This is a genomic window from Pleionea sp. WD8-19 (assembly GCF_055326765.1).
In genome coordinates this window covers 182,987-204,213 of sequence record NZ_JBUZOU010000002.1, presented here as the reverse complement: position 1 = coordinate 204,213, position 21,227 = coordinate 182,987, and the positions used below count along the sequence as shown (strand labels likewise).

Sequence of the window (21,227 nt, the reverse complement as noted above, 5' to 3'; positions counted from 1 at the left end):
TATTGCGTTAACTTGGTAGTTTTCTGCAAAGAAAAGCAACAAAACTAGGGCTAACGTATTTTGGAGCATTCCTTATACAGCGAAATATTAATGCGGCATCATAAACAGCCTATTGGCTGGGTCGACTCTGTTTCTTTACCGATTCAGTCTTCCGAAAGTAATGCGTTTTGTGGTGACGAGTTAACGTTGGGAATGTTGATTAAAAATCGAGTCATTCAACACATCGAGTTTAGCGGTGAGTCTTGCGCAATTTGTCGTGCGTCGGCTTCGCTAATGTGTGAAAAATTGCAAGGACTAACGCTTGAAAGAGCGCAAGAGTTTGCCGAGCATTTAGATAAGGCGCTTATTGGCAAGTGCGCAATATCAACCGCTTTTGCCCCATTATCAATGGTGAAACAATATCCGGTGCGTAAGCAGTGTGCATGGCTGCCTTGGCGAGCGTTACAAGACTTAATTGCTAAAGAAGGAGGCTCCACCTCTTTTCATGACGTCGCCGATCACAACAAGTTGGACGAGTGTTTAAGTGTATGAATCAAGATTGGTTATTGTTTCAAAAAGTCTTTAAGCCACAACAGAGCTATGTGTTGGCAACCATTGTGGGTACTCAAGGCTCGACTTATCGAAAGCCTGGCGCCATGATGTTGATTGAGGGTGAAAACTGTTATGGGTTACTTAGCGGTGGTTGTTTAGAAGAAGACATTCGGCTACACGCTGATCGGTGTTTGGTCGATCAAAAGCAAACGTTGCTCACATACGATTTACGCAATGAAGACGATATCGTATGGGGGCTAGGGTTAGGCTGCGAAGGCGCTTTAGAGATTTTATTGCAGCCACTGACACCTGAAAACCACCATTTGGGATTTAACGAGTTATTACAAAAGTTGTCAGAGCATCAACACGGTTTTTGGCGGTTGAAATTGTCAGAAGGCGAGCCCACTCAAAACGAATGGTTACCGCATCCATCCAACGATGTGTCAGCGCCTTTTCAACGCAATCAGCCCAATGAATTGTCGTCATTATCGCAATCTCATGGTCAGCTGGCGATTCCGGTAAATCCTGCTTTGCGATTATTGATTTGTGGGGCAGGGCCAGATGTTGTACCGCTTTATAATATGGCCAAAGAACTTGGCTGGAACATTGCACTTTGGGATCACCGCAAAGCGTATTTACAGCAAGCTGCGTTTCGGACTTGTGAAAATAAACGTCAGGTGCGCGCAGAAAATATCCACCATACGGAGTGTCAATCTTTTGATGCCGCCATAATAATGACTCATCATTTAACGCAGGACTTAAACTTTCTTAAGCAATTATTGCAGACTAATATAACCTACATTGGTTTATTAGGGCCGAATAAACGCAAACAAAAACTGCTGAATGAGTTAAAGCTGACTGAGCGTGATGTGGCTGATCGACTTTTTGGCCCGGTTGGATTAAATATCGGTGCTGATAACCCAGCGACCATTGCACTTTCGATATTGGCGCAAATTCAGCTTTGTGTCGTTGCTAATAGAAAGGAACGGAATGCTTGAAGCTTATGAGCGAGAGTCTAAAAATTGCCTTTTTGTTACTTGCTGCTGGAGAGTCGAAAAGGCTCGGAAAGCCCAAACAGCTGGTTCGGCTCAATGGGCAGTATTTAATTCAGCGACAACTTGATCTTTTACAAGCTGTAAAACTGCATGTTAAACAACAAAACATTGAAGGTGAGCTTTTTTGTGTGTTAGGTGCTTATAAAAATGAAATTAGCGCGTTAGTGAATTTTTCCTCGGTAACAAAATTAGTTAACGACGACTGGTCATTGGGAATGGGGCAGTCTATTGCGAGTGGTGTATCACAATTAACCGATAACTTTGATGGCGCATTAATATTGTTGGTGGATCAATGGAGGATTTCTAAAGATGCTTTGCTATCGATCATTCAAAGTTGGCAAACACAGCCCAATTGCATTGCTATTGCTAAAGGAAAAAGTTTGTGTCCACCTGTTTTATTCCCAAGAAGATTATTTAAATCGCTACAACAATTAACAGGTGAGCAAGGCGCGCGAACGCTTGTGGAAAATGAAATTGAGCGCGTGCAGAAGGTTCCAGTAATGGAAACTGCCTATGACTTGGATACGCCTGAACATTTGATTTATTTAAAAAACCATCCTTTGAATCACAAAAAAAACCTGAAACATCATGGAGTGGCTTTATGATTAGTTTAATGATCAATGGTAAAAAAACGGAGCTCGACGTTGAGCCAGAAATGCCTTTACTTTGGGCATTGCGAGATGAGTTGAATATGACCGGAACCAAATACGGTTGTGGCATGGCGTTATGTGGAGCGTGTACGGTCCATGTCAATGGCGAAGCGATGCGTTCGTGTACATTACCCGTTTCGGCGGCGGAGGGTAAATCGATTACTACCATTGAAGGGTTATCGAAAGAGGGTGACCATCCGGTACAACAAGCTTGGTTAGAGATGAATGTACCGCAATGTGGATATTGTCAGTCGGGGCAAATTATGAGCGCCGCTGCACTTCTCGCGAAAAATGCCAGTCCTTCCGATGAAGATATTAATAACGCGATGTCGGGAAATCTCTGTCGTTGTGGGACTTATCAGCGCATTCGTAAAGCAATTCACTTGGCGGCAGAAAAAGCAAAATAAAACGTTATCAGTAGCCTATGGGTTCTAGATGAACGGATTAAAAATTAAATAAATAATTAACCGAGGGCAATATGAATTACTTCGAAAGAATTTTTCAGCATGAGTCACAAGGGCTTCATTCCGATGTCACAAATTCCATTGCCCTGTCTAATGTCAGTCGACGTTCATTTTTAAAAACGTTAGGGATTGGAAGTGGATCCCTGGTGATTGCGTTGCAAATGCCGTCCCTTAGTGCATCGCCTATGAAGTGGGCGGATTCTTCTGCGGGGCATGCTGAGTTTCAACCTAATGTGTATCTTAAAATCGCAGCGAATAATTCCGTGACGGTGATTTGTCATCGTTCGGAAATGGGACAAGGCATTCGTACCAGTATTCCTATGATCATTGCTGACGAGTTGGACGTTGACTGGCAACACATTCAAGTCGAGCAAGCCTTAGCAGATGCCAAATACGGTAGCCAGAATACAGACGGTTCGCGATCCATTCGAAACTTTTATTATCTGTTACGCCAGGCAGCGGCAAGTGCTCGGAACATGTTAGAACAAGCGGCAGCTAATCGATGGCGTGTTCCCGTAGCAGAATGCTCGGCTAAAAAGTCATTTATCCATCATTCGGTATCTGGAAAAAAAATGTCTTTTGGTGAACTAGTTGCCGACGCAGCCAAATTAGATATGCCGAACAAAGAATCAGTGGCTCTTAAAAACAGCAAAGATTTTACTTACATCAATCAGAATAAAAAAGTGCCATTGATTGATGGTAATGCGATAGCAACAGGAAATACAACATTTGGAATTGATGTTCGTCTTGACGGTATGAAAGTTGCCGTAATTGCGCGTCCTCCGGTTTTGGCCAGTCAGGTAAAAGCTTTTGATGCGGCCGCTGCGAAAAAAGTGAAAGGTGTGATTGATGTGGTTGCGTTGGATAACTTACAAGAGCCCCCCCTGTATAAGCCACTGGGGGGTGTTGCGGTGATTGCTGAAAATACCTGGGCGGCCATGAAAGGGCGAGAGCAGCTTAATATTGAATGGCAGTGGAGTGAACATCGAACGCATGATTCGACTCAACAAAAACAAGACCTGAAGCAAAGTTGCACCAATGCCGATCAGGTCTTACGACAAAAAGGAAGCACCGACCAGGCGTTTGAAAATGCGGCAACTACCCATAGTGCGGAATATTACGTGCCGACCTTGATCCATGCGCCAATGGAGCCACCCATGGCAACGGCGGAATTTAAAGAAGGACGTTTTAAAATTTGGGCTTCGACCCAAGCACCACAAGGTGCGCAAAATACCGTAGCGCAAATTACGGGCGTTAAGCGAGAAAATATCGACATTTATGTGACTCTGCTCGGCGGTGGGTTTGGCCGTAAATCGAAAGCAGACTTTGTCGTGGAAGCTGCGGTATTAGCGAAAAAGCAGGGTTATCCGGTACAAGTGGTATGGACGCGTGAAGATGAAATTCAACAAGGTTACTACCACGCCGAAAGTTATCAGCAACTCAAGGCAGGATTCGATAATCGTAAAAACGTTACCGCCTGGCAACATCATGTCGCCGAGCCGACAATCAGTTCTACGTTTCAAAAAGGAGCGGATCAACTCGGTAGCGAAGCCGATCTTGGTTTAATCGATATGCCTTACGACATTGCCAACGTGCGTTGCGCCAGCGGAAAAGCACAGGCACATCATCGTATTGGTTGGCTGCGTTCAGTAACGAATATTAATCATGCGTTTGCCGCCTGCAGTTTTGCCGATGAACTCGCGCAACAGGCCGGAAAGGACTCAAAAGATTTTTTATTGCAGTTGATTGGCCGTGATCGCCATATTGATTTGTCGCAAGAGCAAGCTAAATATGGAAACTACGGTGAAAATATTACGAGCTATCCAATCGATACCGCTCGGTTAAAGCGTGTCGTGGAACGAGCGGCCAACAATGCCCATTGGGAAAACGCGCGTGCAAAAAATCGTTTTTTGGGAATTGCAGCGCATCGCAGTTTTGCCTCTTATGTGGCGACTGTTGTAGAAGTATCAAAATCGAAAAACAACAAACTGAAGCTTGAAAATATTTGGATGGTGTGTGATGCCGGAACGGTTGTGAATTTAGAACGCGTGAAGGCGCAAATGGAAGGTGCGGCAGTGTTTGGAATTTCGATTGCGTTATTCGGAGAAATCACCTCCAAACAAGGTGTTGTTCAGCAAAGTAATTTTCATAATTATCAAATTGCGCGTATGAACCATGTGCCGAAGACTCATGTGGATGTGATTATCAATGATGCGCCTCCAGGAGGTGTCGGTGAGCCGGGTGTTCCTCCAGTGGCTCCAGCTATTTGTAATGCGGTTTTCGCGGCGACCGGGAAGAGGTACCGGGAGTTGCCTTTGTATAAGCATGGGATTTTGGTTTAGTTTTTTGATTTTGGGTTTTCGGTTTTCGGTTTTCGGTTTTCGGTTTTCGGTTTTTGGGTTTTGGGTTTTGGGTTTTGCGTTTTGGGTTTCGCACCGCTAAGGCTTACGTGCGAGTCACTTTTGCCAAGCGCTGCAAAAGTAACCAAAAAAGCTTTACGCTAGCCGCTGTGGCACTTGCTCCGAATTGACCGAAAAACAAGATTATTACTGCTCGGCTCGATTCGCTGGATGAATGCTGTCGCAAGTGATCAAACTGGGCTTCGTAGACTTTTTAAAATCAGAGTCTTCTGGAAGCTTAGGCATTACAAACAATTGAGATGGAGTCTTAGCCAGTAGCGACAGCAATCGTCCTGCAACTCTGTTGTTTCAATTTGTATGTGATACTTCCAAACTCAGATCTCTTGCCACAGCGGCGAGCGTCAAAGACTTTTTGGTTACTTTTGTATCGACTGACAAAAGTGACTCGCACGCAAGCGCAGCGGTGCGAAACCAAATAAAACACTATTGAGCCAAACCCCACCTTCCGATATCCTCCGCATACCCCAAAAATACTCAAAATTGAATGAAATCATACGATGTAACCATCATCGGAGCCGGTGCCGCTGGCCTGATGTGCGCCATAGAGGCCGGAAAGCGCGGCAAATCCGTATTGGTGATTGAACAAGCACGCAAAGTAGGACGCAAAATACTGATGTCTGGCGGTGGCCGCTGCAATTTCACCAATATGTACACCGAGGCTGACAATTTTCTTTCCGCGAACCCCCATTTCTGTAAATCGGCCCTGAATCAATACACACAATGGGATTTTATCGAGCTGGTGGCGAGTCACCAGATCCCCTATCACGAGAAGACTTTGGGGCAGCTTTTTTGCGATAACAGCTCAAAAGATATCGTTCAACTGCTATTAACGGAATGCTATCGTTATAACGTAGACGTTCAAACGCAATGCAAAGCCACGGAAATTGAAGTGGGTGCGCAACATTTTCGATTAAAAGCCAATGGGCAAGCCGTTGAGTCGGGCGCCTTGGTCATTGCAACAGGTGGTCTCAGTATTCCTTCAATGGGGCCCCATGGCTTCGGTTACGAATTTGCGAAACAGTTAGGGCTGAAAGTGTTACCGACTTCGGCGGCACTGGTACCTTTTGTGATGAATCAGCGCTGGCAACAGCAGGCATTAGAATTGGCGGGAAATAGTTTGGATGTGATCGCTTCCTGCGGCAATCGTAGTTTTAAAGAAGCCCTGTTGTATACGCATAAAGGTTTAAGCGGCCCTGCGATTTTGCAAGTATCTTCTTATTGGAAGCTGGGAGAACCCGTCATATTGAATTTGTCGCCCGATGAAAGTCTTTTCGATTGGTTATTGGAGCAAAAGCAAACAGCTGCCAAAAATCAATTAAAAACGGTGCTCAGTAAACGATTCACAAAGCGGCTAGTCACTCATATGATAAAGTATTGGTTAACCGATTCCGCTCATGATAAAGGTACTCATGTGGGTGAAAAAGTCATGGCTGAAATGGCAAATAAAGAGCTGGAAGCTATAGCGGATAAGCTGTCGGCGTTGACTGTTTATCCACAGGGTACGGAAGGCTATAAAACCGCTGAGGTAACATTAGGTGGTTTGGATACCAATGAATTGTCATCGAAAACCATGATGACCAAGTCGATCCCGGGGTTGTTTTTTATTGGTGAAGTAGTGGACGTAACCGGTCATTTGGGTGGGTTTAATTTTCAGTGGGCCTGGTCATCCGGTTGGGTTGCCGGGCAGAATGTTTAGTACCGATTTTATCGGCGAAGCGGAGAGCGGGAGCGAGGTCAACAAGCTCTAAATCATAGGTACGAAACGATAACCGATCGGTTGATACCCAGTAAGGTTCATCGCATTTTTTAGAACCAAGAACTTAAAAAACGAGAAGCTTTAGTGAAACCAATAATCATTTTTTGCTCAGTGTTATATTCGACATTTCTTTGGTCTCAAACCAGTAGCGATGCACGGCAATTATTCGATAACTTTCAGGATCGCCTTTATCAGATTCGGACCATCGATAAGGCATCGGGAAGCAAAGCGTCTATTGGCTCTGCATTTGCGGTAAACGAAAGTGGCGTTTTGGCAACCAATTATCATGTGGTTTCAAAATACATTTTGCACCCTGAAAAGTATACCCTGGAAGCGATGGATCACACATTAAACTCATTACCTTTGGAAGTTCGACAAATTGATGTGATCAACGATCTGGCTTTGGTTGCACTTTCGTCGAAAAATTCGGTTTCGGTTTTACAGTTGGCAGATCAGGAACCCGAAAAGGGCGAAGAGATATTTTCGTTAGGCAATCCACGAGATTTGGGAATGACTGTTGTACCGGGTACTTATAATGGAAAAACAGCGCACTCTTATTACGATCGCATTTTATTTTCCGGCTCTATTAATCCAGGAATGAGCGGTGGCCCAGTGTTGAATCATCTAGGGCAGGTGATTGGAGTTAATGTGGCAACATCTGGCAATCAAATCAGTTTCCTGGTGCCTCTGGATAAACTAAAAGCGCTATTAGAAGCCCAGAATACCCAACAGCTGACTTTTTCGGAGCAGGCGTATCAACAATTAAAAAGTAATCAACGAAAACTGATGAAGAAACTTTTTGATGGAAAGTGGGAAAGCGTTTCATTGGGCAATGCTCAGGTTATTGGCGAATTAACGGACTTTATCAGCTGTTGGGGAGAATCAAACAAGCGAAACGATGAAAAGTTCACTGAGGTTTACCGGCGTTGTAAAAACTCGGAGTACATTTATATTGCACCAGACTTTTATACCGGGATTTTGGAAATGGAGTTTTTTTGGTATCACTCTACCGAGCTTTCACAGTGGCAATTTTACCGTATGCTAAACGATACTTTTTCTAATGCCAGTGCTGGAAATGTGGCAAGTGAAGATCACGTTACGGAGTTTTCCTGTTCCACCGATTTTGTCGCTCCCGATGAATCGATACATGTGAATAAAAGTGTGTATTGTGTGCGCGAATACAAACAATTTCCTGGTCTCTATGACGCTCTGTTTCTGTCGGCAACGATTAATCACAACCGTGAAAGCTTAGTCAGTCATTACACCATTTCGGGTATTGAGAAGTCTCAGGCGCAACAATTTTTACGCCGTTTTATGGAGTATACCCAATGAATCTAGTGATTGAAGAAATTAATCGCGCGAAGAAAGTCATTCAGCGTTATCGTTTTAAAGATCAAAACCGGATCCGTATTGGTCGTGCTCTCGATAACGATATTATTTTAAATGAACCTCATGTATCGCCGCATCACATGGAACTTGTGCGAAATGAAGAGGGAAACTGGATCATTTACGACTTAAACAGTTGCAATGGCATTCGTTCCACTAAGCGCCATAAAGTGGCGTCTGGAACTCAGTTGCAATCAGGCGATACGTTATTGTTAGGTCGCAGTTATATCAGCCTTTGGGATGAAGGACATCCTGTAGAAGATGCGTGGCCTTTGCACTCTATTGAAGAACTGTTTCATCGATTAAGTTCGGTTTGGGTAGTAGTGGTATTACTGGCACTTTTTGTAGTGGGTGAATGGCAGCTGGCCTCTTGGCATAATTATCGTGGTGTTGCAGCATCACGCATTATTAATGAATTGATTTACGAATTAATGATTATATTTGGCTGGGCTTCACTTTGGTCTTTGAGCGGTCGTATGTTACGCCATGAAAGTCGTTTTTACAGCCATTTGGCGGTGAGTCTTATTGCGGCAATGGCTTTTCAATGGATCCCGCATGCACTTCGAATCATTGCATTTAATGGGCATTATGGCTTATGGCTTACGGAGCTTCGTTACTTTGTGAATGGGGCGATATTTTCTTTGTTATTGTGGAGCAATTTTTATTTATCGTTACCGCAAAAGTCCACCGTACGTATTATTTGGTCAAATGGAATTGCCTGGGGACTTGTGTTAATTTTCCTTATTCCTCCTATCTTTGATGCGCGAAAGTTTCGTGGTTATCCGTTGTATGATGGCATTATTTTACCTTCGTCTGTATTTTGGTCGGACACTCTATCGAATGATCAGTTTGTTGAGAAAGTGGATAGCTTGTATGGGGAGTCGTTGAAAGAACAGGGTGATGAGCTTGATAAAATGAACGACATTGAGCAAGCGCCTAATCCTTAATACAGCTTCTAACGAAAAGCCGCTTAGTATATTTAAGCGGCAGAGTAAGAAAGTCTAATCGGCTTTCACATTTAAGGTTATATAGCTGGAAGCATAATACCCATACACATCGATATGCCACTTGCCCGCTGGCGGTGCTGTAAACGCGCACGCCTCATTATTGCCGGTTTGGTAGGGTCGACAATGAAATTGGTACAAAGAAGAGGGGGAACCGTGCGTCACATATAGGTCTGCATCACCATAACCACTAAAAATACGAATGGTCATGTTTGAGTAACCTTCAGGTAAGTCCAACGTGTAACGCGTCCAATACCCCTGAGAAACTGAAATATCGGTTATCGTTGCATCAATGGGTGTTATACCACCGGAAGAATCATCGTCGCCACCACTGTATTTTCCTTCGAGTGTTACTCCAGAAAACGCACTGTAGCCTTTTAAGCGTACATAGTAGGTGCCACCGGATTGATTCAAATGACAGGACTCGGCATTCCCATTTTTGTAAGGACGACAATCGTAAGCGTTATCGGTTGGTGCAGATCCAAATTTAACGTAGAGATCCACGTCGCCATTTCCACCGGAGGTTGTAAAGTTAATATCCGACGCGCCATTCGGTACTTCCATGGTATATATCCTTTCTTCGCCACGCGATGCGCTAAGGCCCGATATTGGTTTTCCATTTTGCAACCGATTATCACCACCGGGAGGAGGTGTATTGTCATTGCCTGTTTGTACCAATCGGTTGGGTGAACCTTTGGGGTCGCTTATTTGATTGATAGCCGCTGCGTTAATCAATGACTGAGTAACCTGTGAAGGTGATGCCGATGGGTTTTCTTGCAAGTAAAGCGCTGCGACGCCTGCAACATGAGGGGCTGCCATTGATGTTCCACTGATGGTATTGGTTCCACCATTGTGCCAGGCTGAAGTAATGTTTGAGCCAGGTGCGAACAAATCAATACACGATCCCCAACTGGAAAAGTTTGAACGAGTGTCATTCGATGTTGATGATGCAACGGTAATTGCATTAGCAACACCATTGGGTGAACCGTAACATGCATTAGAGTTACTGTTTCCTGCGGCGACTACGAAGACAATACCTTTATCAATGGCGCGATTCACAGCATTATCTAAAGCGGAAGACGGACCTCCACCTAAGCTCATGTTCGCAACCGCGGGAGTCGATGCGTTTTGTGCGACCCAGTCGACACCTGCTATAACGCCTGAATTGGTTCCATTACCATCACACCCTAAAACTCGAACGGGAACAATGTTTACATTTTTAGCAACGCCATATTGTTTTCCACCAACGGTACCTGCGACATGAGTGCCATGGCCATTACAGTCATTCGTACCGCGACCGTCTTGAATGGCTGTCATGCCTTGTTGCATTCTTCCAGAAAATTCGGAATGACCTGCGAATACCCCGGTATCGATTACATAAGCCGTCACACCGTTACCATCGGCCGAGTATTGGTATTTTCCATCTAAAGGTAAGCTGTGTTGGTCGATACGATCTAATCCCCACGTTGCATTCTGCTGCGTGTCATAGGCACTAACAATTTGGTCTTGCTCGATAAAGGCAACTCGATCTTCCAATAGCAGTTTGTTGATATCCGAACGACTCATTTTAGTAACAAAGCCAGACAGAGCCGCATGATAGGTTTCGCTGATTTCGCCATTGTGCTTAACCGCCACTTCGTTTGCGACGTGTTTTACCACTTGGCTTTTAAAGTTGATGAATGCTTCTTTTGTTAAACTCTCTGAAGATTTACCGGCAATGCGTGAGATTTGTTTATTCACAAATTTATCGTTTAAAACCACAATGTACTGATTAGGTATGGCTTGCTTTGAGTGAATTGAGCGGAATTTAGCATGCTCTTTCGATTTTGGTTTTTGCGTTTTATCCGAAGCATTTGCTACTAATTTGATGACATCTTGATTGTTATGCGCAACCGATTTTGCCATTACAGAAGCAGTGCTTACGCAAGCAACGAGTGCTGCTGAAACGGCTAAACTGTATTTTGAATGTTTGAAAGGAATGTTTTTCTTTAGGCCTTGAGAGTAATCATTACTCATGTTGTTCTCCAATTTTTTCGAGTTTTTTTAAACTGCGGGATACTCCTTACCGGCTCCTTGAACTAAACGCGATACATCGCTTTAGAGACAATAAATTCCTGCATGCTTGGTTTAAGCGCGAAAATACTATCGAAACTAAATTGAGTTAATCAAACTTAAATTGGATAAAATCAGATACCTGTCACACTATTTTTTAATGACTAGTCAATAGAAAAAAATTGAATTGGCACCGATAATTAATGAGTTTATAGAGTAATGAAGATTTTCCTTTAAAGGTTGAGATTTTTATCACACCGAAAATTCGACACACTGCGCACTTTGCTAATAGTGTTGAAATTTAAGAAGGTTGAAATTTACCAAGCTCGTTGTGCTTTAAAAAATTCACTTTCGAATAGAACAGGTGATCAAACGATCTATTTTGATGTTTATCGAATGGAAAACGTATGAGGTAATTATCTGAAGTAAAGGTCACTTTTTAAAAGAGAAGGCGTATCGAATTTTAATAGTAATCGTGTCAATAGGTGCGATTGAAGAGTACATTAAAGTTTAAACGAAGTGGTTTGCGAAAAGTTTTTCGTCTTCAACAAGCGCTTTTCTTAACGGAAGACGCGACGTAACTAAAGAGCATCGTAACCGTTGGGAGCTAATCGTATATAGACGTAAAGCTCTTTTTTTTGCTTCTGCAAGTAAGCCTTGAGAGTTCAATCCACAATATCATCATTTGCATGCTCTAAGCGACGAAATCACCGACCTGAGCAATTTATAAACTATTTATAATTCAATTAGTTGCTATAAGTTCTTGGCAGGATCTATTATTATGGGACAGCACCATTAAGAGTAATAACAATAATTCATCGCGTCATCGTTTAATCAGCCGTTTAGTGATGGCCAAATACGATTATGGTCCCCGGGGTAAACTGTGAGCTCAATTAATATTCCTGGTTATAAAATAGTCAAAACACTGGGCGTGGGTGGCCAGGCAACGGTGTATCTGGCGATCCAGAAAGGATTTGACCGGGAAATTGCGTTGAAAGTGATGTCTCCAGCTCTGGCGGCAGATCCTTCGTTTGGAGAACGCTTTATTCGTGAAGCAAAAATTGTAGCGAAATTGCGTCATCCGGGCATTGTTACCGTTTACGATGTGGGCGAGCACGATGGTTTTTACTATCTAGCAATGGAATATCTGCCAGATATGGATCTTCGGAACCGAATTAATAACGGAATGAAGGCAAAGGATGCCTTGCTGGTGATTAAAAAAGTGGCCGTGGCGCTTCATTTTGCGCATGAGAAGGGCTACATCCATCGCGATGTAAAATCAGAGAACATCTTGTTTCGAGATGACGGTGAGCCGGTGTTAACGGACTTTGGAATTGCCAAAGCTTCCAACTCTTCTACTCAAATGACTCAGCAGGGTAAGCTCATCGGTACTCCTCAATATATGAGTCCGGAACAATGTCGTGGGCGTACACTCGATGGTCGGTCGGATATTTACAGTCTCGGCATTATCTTGTACGAAATGTTTACACAGACAGTGCCCTATGATGGTGAAGATTCGGTAGCGGTATGTCTACAGCATGTGACTAAGCCGGTACCAAGGTTACCGGTTCGTCAAAAGCATTATCAGTGGCTATTAGATCGAATGTTGGCGAAAAAACCGGAAGATCGATTTGACACAGCTGTAACTTTAGCCAAAGAAATTGATCAGTTTATGTCGGGTAAAATCACCCAAACCCACCGTACAACCACCAGTGAGTTAAGAGCGGATCGCTCAGAAGAAGAAACGGCAATTTTCGAAGATGAAGACGACCTGGTCGCTGGCGAAAGGCTCTATCAGGAAAAAAGCAATAAGAAAGCGCGTTGGCCTTGGGCGGTGCTCGTGTTGGCGATTGTCGGCGTGGTTGGTTACTTACAACAGTCAATGTGGCTACCTAAAGCGAAACAATTTTACGCTGAGGTAACCGGGAAAAAACTACCTGAAATGTCGGAAACGGCTTCTCCTACTCAAACGAGCTCACCGAGTCAGTTAGCGAGTGACAAGCATGTGTTAAGTGATGGAGGTACCGCCACCAAAGCGGATAAAGCAAAGCCATCTACTGCAGAAGAAGAAGCGAAACAAAAACAAATTGCTCAATTGTTAGTAGAAGCCGATTCGCTTGAGCCTTTGCCAGAGTTAGATCCCAGCCAAATACGTACGCTTTTGCAAAATTATGTACGCGTTTTGGTTTTGGATGAAAATAATCAAAAAGCGTTGGCTGGAAAAACGGCGGCGCTTAATCGAACAGCCAGTTACGCTAAGCAGGCATTAGCAAACGGCAATGAAAATCTGTATTTACAGTATTACACTGTGGTTGAAACAACCGATCCTCATAACGCGCTCATTGATGAATTAACGCAGGAACATAGCCGCTTTAAGCAGCACCAAAAACAGCAGGAGGCTATAGCCGAGCATCAACAAAAATTGAATGACTTATTGGTACAAGGGAACGATGCCTTACAAAAGAACAAATTGACCTCACCAACCAATGATAATGCCCTTTATTATTTTGAGCGAGCACTATCGATCGATTCTGCAAACGCCGAAGCACGACAGGGGATTGAAAGTATTAAAGATCAGTATGTGAAATTGGCACAACAGTCATTATTAAATAAATCGGTCGAAAATGCGCGAGCATCGATTGTCAAATTAAAGAAAATTGCGCCATCAGATGAGCGTATTGCGGAATTGGAGCAGCAGTTTGTGTTGATTAAAAAACAGGTCGACGAAGAGCGAAAACTGGCTGCTGAAGAAGAAGCTAAAAAACAACAAGAATTGGAGCGACAACAGTTATTGGCCGATCCATTAACGCAGCTTAAAATAAAAAGTAAATTAAATGCAGCGCGTGTTGCTTACACGGAAAATAGGCTCGTACAACCACAGGCCGATAACGCACTTGCAAAATATCGTGAAGTGCTTGATATCGACAGTCGTAATCAGGATGCATTGGATGGTGTGAAGTTAATTCAGGGTCGATTAGTTGAATTAGTGAAACAATCGATACAGCAAGGCAATAAGAACACAGCGAATGATTGGCTTGGGCAATTAATGGATCATTTTGCGGGCCATCAACAAATACCCGTGTTACGGCAACAAATAACCGAAATGGATTTATCCTTGGTTCCGCAGGAGCCACAGACAATGGAGCAGGAACCCATCGATGAGTCTTCTGAAGGCAAAAGTACCGATACTGTACACCTACAGAATGCCCCCGAAGCAACAACAAAAGATACTGCAATCAAAACGGATGGGTCTGATAAGTCGCCCGAAACTTCGGTTAACAATGATGGCGTTTCTCCTAAAGAAACAAATACAGCGGATGCGCAAAGTGCATCGGACAAAAATGTGACGACAGAGAAAGAAAAGTCTGATTCTAAGAAAGCATCAACTGAAAACAAGTCTGAAAAAGACGATGACACGAATCACTAAATTGATTGAGGCAACTAATGAAAGTAAAAACTACATCACTCATCGGTTTGTTGACGTTAGCGCTGTTGCTGACTAGTTGTGGGGCTCCAAAACCACAGGTTACGCAACAACAAATCACGGATGCTCGTAATGCCGGTACTCTAGAGCATTTGTACGCAAAGGTGCAGGGCGATTTAGCACAAGCCAGTGGCTCGAGTAAAAAATCACTTCAGGCGATAGCTACGCAAATTGCTGAACAGTTGGCAGCGGACAAACAACAAGCGATATATCAGGAACTGGAAAATAATCGATTACCTTCGGGTGCGGTATCACTAACGCTCATTGAAAAACAAAAACAGGATGCCGAAATATTGGCGAACTGGAGTCAGTCGCGTTACCAACAAACCCGCCAAAAATTGAGTTCAGAAGCGACATCATCACAAGATGCTTTATCGCGTCAATTAGTAGAGGTCAGTAAAATCCCTGTTAATGATCAAGTTCAACGCATTAATGCCATGAGTGTGGCTGCTCGTATTGCTGGTGAAGGCAGTGAACATCACAGCAATTATGTGCAGCAAAAAGAACAGACTCTGGTGAATTGGATTGTCGAAGCCGATACCGCGCTGGCCGCGCGTCAATTTACTCATGCGGCTACTTTTTTGCGCAAAGTTTTAGGTTTGGACCCAGATAATCAGGAAGCAAAAGAAAAACTAGCGCATGCTGAACAACAAGGCTTTGAAACGGCTTTCCGTAAAGCATTAGAAGATGGAAAGCCAGAGTTGGCTTTTGGTGAGTTAATGCGGGTTTCCGATACCCCTATGTTTGCATCGATAAAAGGCACACTTAAAAACAGCATTCAGTCTCTGAATGACTTTTTTATAAATCGTGCGTTACAAAGTGCTTCGCAAGGTGCTCTCAAAGGTGGTTATAAAAATTTCGTGAAAGCGCGGCAAATTCGTGAAGTATTAGAGTTACCACCACAGCATGATGCTGAGCACGATTATTTGAGAAAGTTAATGAATTATGCGGATGTGATGAAGAAGAAACAACGATACGGCGAACAGTTAGCTTATCTGGAGATTATCAATCAGTTTAATCCGGATTTTCCGAAATTTAAAGAGACTCTCGCTGAAGCACGTAAAAACATCATCGAGTATGCGTCCACATCAATGTTGGTTCAAGACTTTGCGCAAACCGGTACTCATCACAGTGCGGGAAAATCGGTTGCCAAACAGGTTTACAGTTGGGTGTATGAAAAGATGCCCGGTGAAATCGCGCTGGTATCGGCTCAACAAATGTCTCAGGCAGATACTTCTGCGCCCGGACGATTGCTGATACTTGAAGGTGATATTTTGCAAGCAGGGGTTAACACGGAAAATAATCAGAGCCAGAAAACCATGCGTGTGGTTACTGAAACGGTACGTACACCCAACCCAAAATATAAAGAGTGGCAGGAAGATGGTGGAAAAGGCCCGGCTCCTGCGGAATTTATTATTGATGAAAAGAATGAAGACGTTACTGTTAATGTGACCTATACCCGCAAGACGGGAATACTCTCGGTAAACTTTCGTTTAGTCGATCAAAAAAGTGGTCATGTGTTAATCAATGAAACCGCTCGTGATAAACAGTTGTTTGAAGGCGAAGGTAATCAAGGGGTGAGTATCGGTGAATTCAACTTGCCATTTAAGCGACCTCAGTTGCCATCAGAAATTGAAATAATGGAGCAGCTATCGATTAAGGTGGCAGAGCAGATTGGGAATCAGTTGAAAGCACGGCTGAAAGATCCTGATGTGCGCTACGAAACAATGGGCGACGAAGCGTTAGGTAAACGTCAGCTTGATCAAGCCAAAAACTTTTATGGTTATGCGGCGGCAATACGTAGCGCAAAGCAGTCCGATATCGCGACTATCCAACAAAAGTTAATTAATACAGTTATAAATCACTAAATCTTTATGGCTGCCAGACATATACGGCAGCCAGTATCTTCCGTTCGATTCTTTTTTCTTTACTTTTCCGAGATCCAGTAATCAATCACAATTCACTACGATGAAAGGTGCTATAGTTATGGGTTAGTTAGCGTCTGTATTTGAATAAAAAGAAATGGTGGCAGGCGTTTTGGAGACTTGACTCATGAAATGCGTACTCGACACAACGGTTAATCTTAAACAACTGGTTACCCCAAAAGGTGAAAAGCTGAACTTGCCAGTCAATGGAAAGCCTTTTCTTGAACAACACTTTAAAGCCATGAGTTATGCAGGGATCAGCTCGGTATTTGTATTGATTGAAAAAGAGTCCAGTGCCCGTCAAGTGATTGCTCGAGAGGCTTTTAAATTCGGATACAGCCCAACATTTCTTGAAATAGAGCGTGAACAAATTGCAGTTCGTAAAAGTTTAATGGTCGCAGAAAGCTATATGAAGGAAACCTTCATATATTGGCCGGTCAATCGTGTGATTGCTGGCGATATGTTGAAAACGTTAGTGAGCCAACCAGTAAACAGTCATCAAGTCTTATCGCTACTATATAATGGGAAGATCCATCAACACTTACAAAAATCTTCCGTGTTTAAAGTTGAGTTTAACCAGGAAAACAATGTTCGAAGCAGTGGTGAAAAAATGGCATCAGGCTACGACATCGGTGTTTATAAGTGCGGCACCATCATTTTTAAATTGATTGAAAAAGTGTCGAAAGATCGACCTTTCAGCTGGAATCGAGTGCAAAGCGCATTAAGCAGGGCGGGTCGTAGTTTAGTCATTCCAACACAAAGTCAGTTTTGGGCAGTGATTGAAACTCGGGAAGACCTCGCTTATCTTGAACAGTTACTGGCAGAGCAAACCGTTGAAGTGATTGAATTGAATCCAATCGATAAGCCGGTGTTGGATAAAGTATTTAAAGCGATGCTGCCGGGAATGCACAAAGTTCCGCTATTGAAATCACAGGGTAGTTTGCTATTGATTTTATTATTTATACTTTCTGCGAGCTTGGTAATGGCATCTCATTGGATGCTGGTGATTGCTGGTGGTATTGCTACGGCGCTGGTATTGTTAAGTTATCCATTAATCGACTTTATCAGCGAACAAACTAAAGTAACGGAAAAAATTCGCAAAGCTGCATTACCGGCGTTTCGTATTTTTGGTGTTTGCGTATTAAGTATTGCCGCTTTGAATGCGTTTGGAGTAGGTATTTGGCTGCTTATTTCTTTATTATTGATTTCAGCGGAAGTATTTTTCCTGGTGCGACCGGTTGAGTTGCATGATCAAAACCTTGAAAATGTTTTTCAAAGCTACAGCGTTCACGCGGGAATGATTTTCATTGCTTGTGTTTTCGTTTTGCCAATTATTATGTTGGTGGTGTTTGGCTTACTCACTGCGATAATGGGAATTTTAAAGGGGCAGCAACTCTACAAGGAAGTTCAACGCCAGCGAGAAGGGTAAAGGCGTTTCACTTCTTTTTCGTTCCGGCCCTATGTATGAGCCGGATTTTTTAGATTAATTATCGAAACCAAATGCTCGAAGAAACCGCCTCATCGTTACGACCATTGCTGTCGTTATCATCTGTCTGAGTAACGATGACGTAATAATAGGCAGGAGATTCGTTGTCAGTATCAGAAAGATTTGCCGTAACGCATTGTGATGGTCCTACATTCCACTTATTTGGCTTATTTACCCGCGTAAAGTTTTGTTGTGTTTGGATGTTGTCGCCATTCTTAAATAAGCGAACTTGTTGAAATTGATCGCCGGATGCGTCGCAAAGTGTCACTGTAAAATTACGCTCTAGGCCTGAAAGCTGAGAGCCCATGGCGTATCCGTTCGATCGAAAGTCCATGAATAGGTCGCCATCTTCTGTCGCATAAAAGCGGCGATTTTGGTAAGCTTCGATGATTGCATCGCGAGAAAGGTCGGTAGCCAATACTGCGGTACGAAACTGATTCATCGTGCCCCAGTTTTTCCGGTGATTGTCTTGCGCCCCGAGTGCACCAATGTACCAACCCTGGCGGTTGGCTTCATCGAGATAACCATAAGACGTTTCCCATCCTCCGCTATAGTGGTATTCATCGAAACCTTTATTACCATTCCAAATTTCCATGCCTAACATTTGTGGAATAGCCTGCGCATTCAACCTCATGTGATCAAACTCGAGGTTTATTAAATCGAGTTCACCCGGATGATTAAATCGACCAAATGCCTGTGGTCGGTCGAGGATCCATCGATAGAGCGAGCTTACCGTAAGTCGCGAAAGGGTGTGAGTAAAGTCATTCGAGTTGATGACATTAATATGACCGAGTAGCGGATTAGACCACTCAAAGCCCCATAAAGTGATGTACTTTCCAGGATCGTTAGCTCGATTTGCAGCGCGTTTAATATCGCGCCATTCGGTTTCCCATGGCCAAATATCAATCATAATACCGTGATCGGTTACTGCGAAAAAGTCGAGTTTTGCTTGCTCTCTTGCGTGTTTATAGGCTTCATCGGGAGTGCCTTCACCATCAGAAAAGCCGGTGTGAGTGTGTAAGAAACCAAAGTAGATGTTGTAGCTTTCATTGGGTTTGTTGTTATAAAGTGGGATAGATGTTTGTTTTTTTCCAGAAAATAAAACGGATTTATCCATGTCCTCATTAAGCGAAAAAATATCGGTAATGTTCATATTGGCAAGGCGTTCGCTTACTTTTTTTGAGGTTGCATTCGACTTAAAATTACTGGTTTTAAAATGCGATTGCATTTGCGCAAGTCGTTTAAACGTTAAACCATTTTTTTCATTACCTCGAAGAGCAATACCTAATACGTCACTGGTTTTCAATTTGGAAGAGCGATGAATGAGTCTTAGCATCCAAAATTCCTCGGGTGTTGGCTCTCGGTTTTGGGCGAATTGATAAGACAGTACAATATGCTCATCAAAAGTAACCTGCTGTTGATATTTTTTTGAGTCAACATGATGAATCATTGATAAGAAATGTTTTTGCACTTCTCTATTCTTCTTGTCATTCACTAACACAGGTTTTATTGAAGTGGTAGTTGCTTTAACGGATTTGTGAGCAAGCGCAGGTTGGCTATTTGATATCGCAAGCAAGAATACGCTGATGGAAACCGCTATTTGTATGATTGTTTTCATTTGATCTCCTGTACTTGAAATGGTTGTTTTAGAAAGACTGCGATATTAAAAATAGTCAATAAAAACGGCGGTACCTAAAAAGAAAGAAAACGGATAGACTAATATTGCAATTGGAAATATTTAAATGGAATGAAATGACGGATTTATTTTATGCGCTAATCAATATGAGCCATGATTTTTTTAGTCGTGCGCAATAACTTTTGTTGTTTTTCGGAAACGATAGAAATAGGTATGAGGCTTTGCTCTTTTTGAAGCTGTTGTTCCAGTGCCCACTTAAGGTGTTCACGCACCATTTCTGAGTCTATTTGCTTAAGCTTATTGAGCAGAGCTTGTTTTATTGATTCTTGAAAAGGAGCATTGCCAAGAGCGACAGAGATATTGCGAACCCATCGTTGGTAACCAATGCGACGGATTGGAGAACCTTCCGTGCGTTTTAGAAACTCACTTTCCGTCCAGCAAAACAGTGATAATAAATCGATGTTGTTTAAATGATTCCGTGGTAGGAAGTCTTGAAGGTCGGTTGTTTGAGCATACCGGTTCCAGGGACAAACGGTTTGGCAATCATCGCAGCCGTAGATGCGATTACCCATTAAAGGGCGTAACGCTTCATCAATCGAGCCAAAATGTTCAATGGTCAAATAAGAAATGCATTTTCGTGCATCGAGTTGATAGGGGGCGACAATTGCGTTGGTTGGGCACAAATTTATACAAGCGGTGCAAGCACCGCATTGGTTTTCGGGCTGCTCGTCGGCCGGCAATTCCAGATTTGTTAATATTTCGCCTAAAAAGAAAAATGAACCTTCGTTTTCATTGAGTAGCATGGTGTTTTTGCCAATCCACCCAAGTCCAGCTTGTTGTGCATAAGCTCGCTCCAACACGGGAGCGCTGTCGACAAATACGCGAAAATGCGTATGAGACGTTAACGCTTCTATGTATTTGGCTAACTGAGCAAGCTTTTTACGCATCAGTTTATGGTAGTCTCGACCTAGCGCATAACGAGAAATGATGGCCTGATTGGGGTCCTGAATACATTGACTAAAGCCCGCAGGCGCTTTTAAATAGTTCAACCGTACACTGATCACCGATAAGGTGCCCGGTACCAGTTGCTGAGGATCACTGCGCATCGGCTCCCGAGTTTTCATATATTCCATGTCGCCAAAGTAGTTGTTCTTCAACCAATTGCGATAGTGTGCCACCTGTTCGCCAATATCGATGGGCGATACGCCACACTGCTGAAAGCCCAGTTCACGTGCTTTTGCTTGGATTTTAGATTTGAGTTCTGTCGGAGAAGAGATCACTGCACAAATACGGGGCTAATCGAATAATCTAATGTTGTAACTATTATATCGGTGACATGCTGAAGCTGGCAATTCAGCAACTCGCTAATATCTGACGG

Annotated in this window: 14 protein-coding genes; 11 read left to right on the top strand and 3 right to left on the bottom strand. The window is 43.2% G+C overall.

All coding sequences use genetic code 11. The annotated features are described in order from the left end of the window. Positions 1 to 60: 60 nt before the first annotated feature. The 8 genes from ACTUJY_RS03500 (at position 61) to ACTUJY_RS03465 (ending at position 9,209) form a co-directional block, all read left to right on the top strand. Complete coding sequence (locus ACTUJY_RS03500) at positions 61 to 531, top strand: iron-sulfur cluster assembly scaffold protein (protein WP_463614670.1); 471 nt, start codon at positions 61 to 63, stop codon at positions 529 to 531. Continuing rightward, entirely contained in the window at positions 528 to 1,529 is a 1,002-nt protein-coding gene (locus ACTUJY_RS03495; protein ID WP_463614669.1) for an XdhC family protein, read from the top strand. Before ACTUJY_RS03500 ends, ACTUJY_RS03495 begins: the two co-directional genes overlap by 4 nt. A 5-nt stretch (positions 1,530 to 1,534) precedes the next feature. After that, positions 1,535 to 2,191 (top strand): nucleotidyltransferase family protein, encoded by a 657-nt coding sequence (locus ACTUJY_RS03490; RefSeq protein WP_463614668.1) that lies wholly within the window; start codon positions 1,535 to 1,537, stop codon positions 2,189 to 2,191. Continuing rightward, a complete protein-coding gene (locus ACTUJY_RS03485) occupies positions 2,188 to 2,643 on the top strand; it encodes a (2Fe-2S)-binding protein (RefSeq protein WP_463614667.1) in 456 nt (151 codons plus the stop codon). The genes ACTUJY_RS03490 and ACTUJY_RS03485 overlap by 4 nt, the downstream gene beginning before the upstream one ends. A gap of 71 nt (positions 2,644 to 2,714) precedes the next feature. Next, a complete protein-coding gene (locus ACTUJY_RS03480; protein ID WP_463614666.1) occupies positions 2,715 to 5,042 on the top strand; it encodes a xanthine dehydrogenase family protein molybdopterin-binding subunit in 2,328 nt (775 codons plus the stop codon). Positions 5,043 to 5,604: 562 nt separating this feature from the next. Beyond that, entirely contained in the window at positions 5,605 to 6,816 is a 1,212-nt protein-coding gene (locus ACTUJY_RS03475; RefSeq protein WP_463614665.1) for a BaiN/RdsA family NAD(P)/FAD-dependent oxidoreductase, read from the top strand. A 144-nt stretch (positions 6,817 to 6,960) separates the two neighbouring features. Beyond that, positions 6,961 to 8,208: a S1C family serine protease gene (locus ACTUJY_RS03470; RefSeq protein WP_463614664.1), complete on the top strand. Its 1,248-nt coding sequence runs from the start codon at positions 6,961 to 6,963 to the stop codon at positions 8,206 to 8,208. Next, the gene (locus ACTUJY_RS03465; RefSeq protein WP_463614663.1) at positions 8,205 to 9,209 is read left to right on the top strand and encodes an FHA domain-containing protein; all 1,005 of its coding nucleotides are present in this window, start codon (positions 8,205 to 8,207) and stop codon (positions 9,207 to 9,209) included. Before ACTUJY_RS03470 ends, ACTUJY_RS03465 begins: the two co-directional genes overlap by 4 nt. Positions 9,210 to 9,263: 54 nt before the next feature. On the opposite strand, the gene ACTUJY_RS03460 is transcribed toward ACTUJY_RS03465, so the two are convergent. After that, the gene (locus ACTUJY_RS03460; RefSeq protein WP_463614662.1) at positions 9,264 to 11,282 is read right to left on the bottom strand and encodes a S8 family serine peptidase; all 2,019 of its coding nucleotides are present in this window, start codon (positions 11,280 to 11,282) and stop codon (positions 9,264 to 9,266) included. Between the two features lie 919 nt (positions 11,283 to 12,201). On the opposite strand from ACTUJY_RS03460, the gene ACTUJY_RS03455 reads away from it, so the two are divergent. The 3 genes from ACTUJY_RS03455 (at position 12,202) to ACTUJY_RS03445 (ending at position 18,156) form a co-directional block, all read left to right on the top strand. Continuing rightward, positions 12,202 to 14,745: a protein kinase domain-containing protein gene (locus ACTUJY_RS03455; protein WP_463614661.1), complete on the top strand. Its 2,544-nt coding sequence runs from the start codon at positions 12,202 to 12,204 to the stop codon at positions 14,743 to 14,745. 17 nt (positions 14,746 to 14,762) lie between these two features. Continuing rightward, positions 14,763 to 16,670: a tetratricopeptide repeat protein gene (locus ACTUJY_RS03450; protein ID WP_463614660.1), complete on the top strand. Its 1,908-nt coding sequence runs from the start codon at positions 14,763 to 14,765 to the stop codon at positions 16,668 to 16,670. Positions 16,671 to 16,854: 184 nt separating this feature from the next. Continuing rightward, positions 16,855 to 18,156 (top strand): hypothetical protein, encoded by a 1,302-nt coding sequence (locus ACTUJY_RS03445; protein WP_463614659.1) that lies wholly within the window; start codon positions 16,855 to 16,857, stop codon positions 18,154 to 18,156. 58 nt (positions 18,157 to 18,214) lie between these two features. On the opposite strand, the gene ACTUJY_RS03440 is transcribed toward ACTUJY_RS03445, so the two are convergent. Both ACTUJY_RS03440 and queG read right to left on the bottom strand, forming a co-directional pair. Then, on the bottom strand, positions 18,215 to 19,831 hold the full coding sequence (locus tag ACTUJY_RS03440) for a CehA/McbA family metallohydrolase (RefSeq protein ID WP_463614658.1): 1,617 nt from the start codon (positions 19,829 to 19,831) through the stop codon (positions 18,215 to 18,217). A 155-nt stretch (positions 19,832 to 19,986) separates the two neighbouring features. Then, complete coding sequence (gene queG / locus ACTUJY_RS03435; RefSeq protein ID WP_463614657.1) at positions 19,987 to 21,129, bottom strand: tRNA epoxyqueuosine(34) reductase QueG; 1,143 nt, start codon at positions 21,127 to 21,129, stop codon at positions 19,987 to 19,989. Between the last annotated feature and the right edge of the window lie 98 nt (positions 21,130 to 21,227).

Bases quoted from the DNA above. Each gene is read 5' to 3' on its own strand.
- ACTUJY_RS03465 (WP_463614663.1), top strand. From the start codon at position 8,205: ATGAATCTAGTGATTGAAGAAATTAATCGCGCGAAGAAAGTCATTCAG.
- ACTUJY_RS03450 (WP_463614660.1), top strand. From the start codon at position 14,763: ATGAAAGTAAAAACTACATCACTCATCGGTTTGTTGACGTTAGCGCTG.
- ACTUJY_RS03445 (WP_463614659.1), top strand. From the start codon at position 16,855: ATGAAATGCGTACTCGACACAACGGTTAATCTTAAACAACTGGTTACC.
- ACTUJY_RS03490 (WP_463614668.1), top strand. From the start codon at position 1,535: ATGAGCGAGAGTCTAAAAATTGCCTTTTTGTTACTTGCTGCTGGAGAG.
- ACTUJY_RS03460 (WP_463614662.1), bottom strand. From the start codon at position 11,282: ATGAGTAATGATTACTCTCAAGGCCTAAAGAAAAACATTCCTTTCAAA.
- ACTUJY_RS03440 (WP_463614658.1), bottom strand. From the start codon at position 19,831: ATGAAAACAATCATACAAATAGCGGTTTCCATCAGCGTATTCTTGCTT.
- ACTUJY_RS03480 (WP_463614666.1), top strand. From the start codon at position 2,715: ATGAATTACTTCGAAAGAATTTTTCAGCATGAGTCACAAGGGCTTCAT.
- ACTUJY_RS03475 (WP_463614665.1), top strand. From the start codon at position 5,605: ATGAAATCATACGATGTAACCATCATCGGAGCCGGTGCCGCTGGCCTG.
- ACTUJY_RS03485 (WP_463614667.1), top strand. From the start codon at position 2,188: ATGATTAGTTTAATGATCAATGGTAAAAAAACGGAGCTCGACGTTGAG.
- ACTUJY_RS03495 (WP_463614669.1), top strand. From the start codon at position 528: ATGAATCAAGATTGGTTATTGTTTCAAAAAGTCTTTAAGCCACAACAG.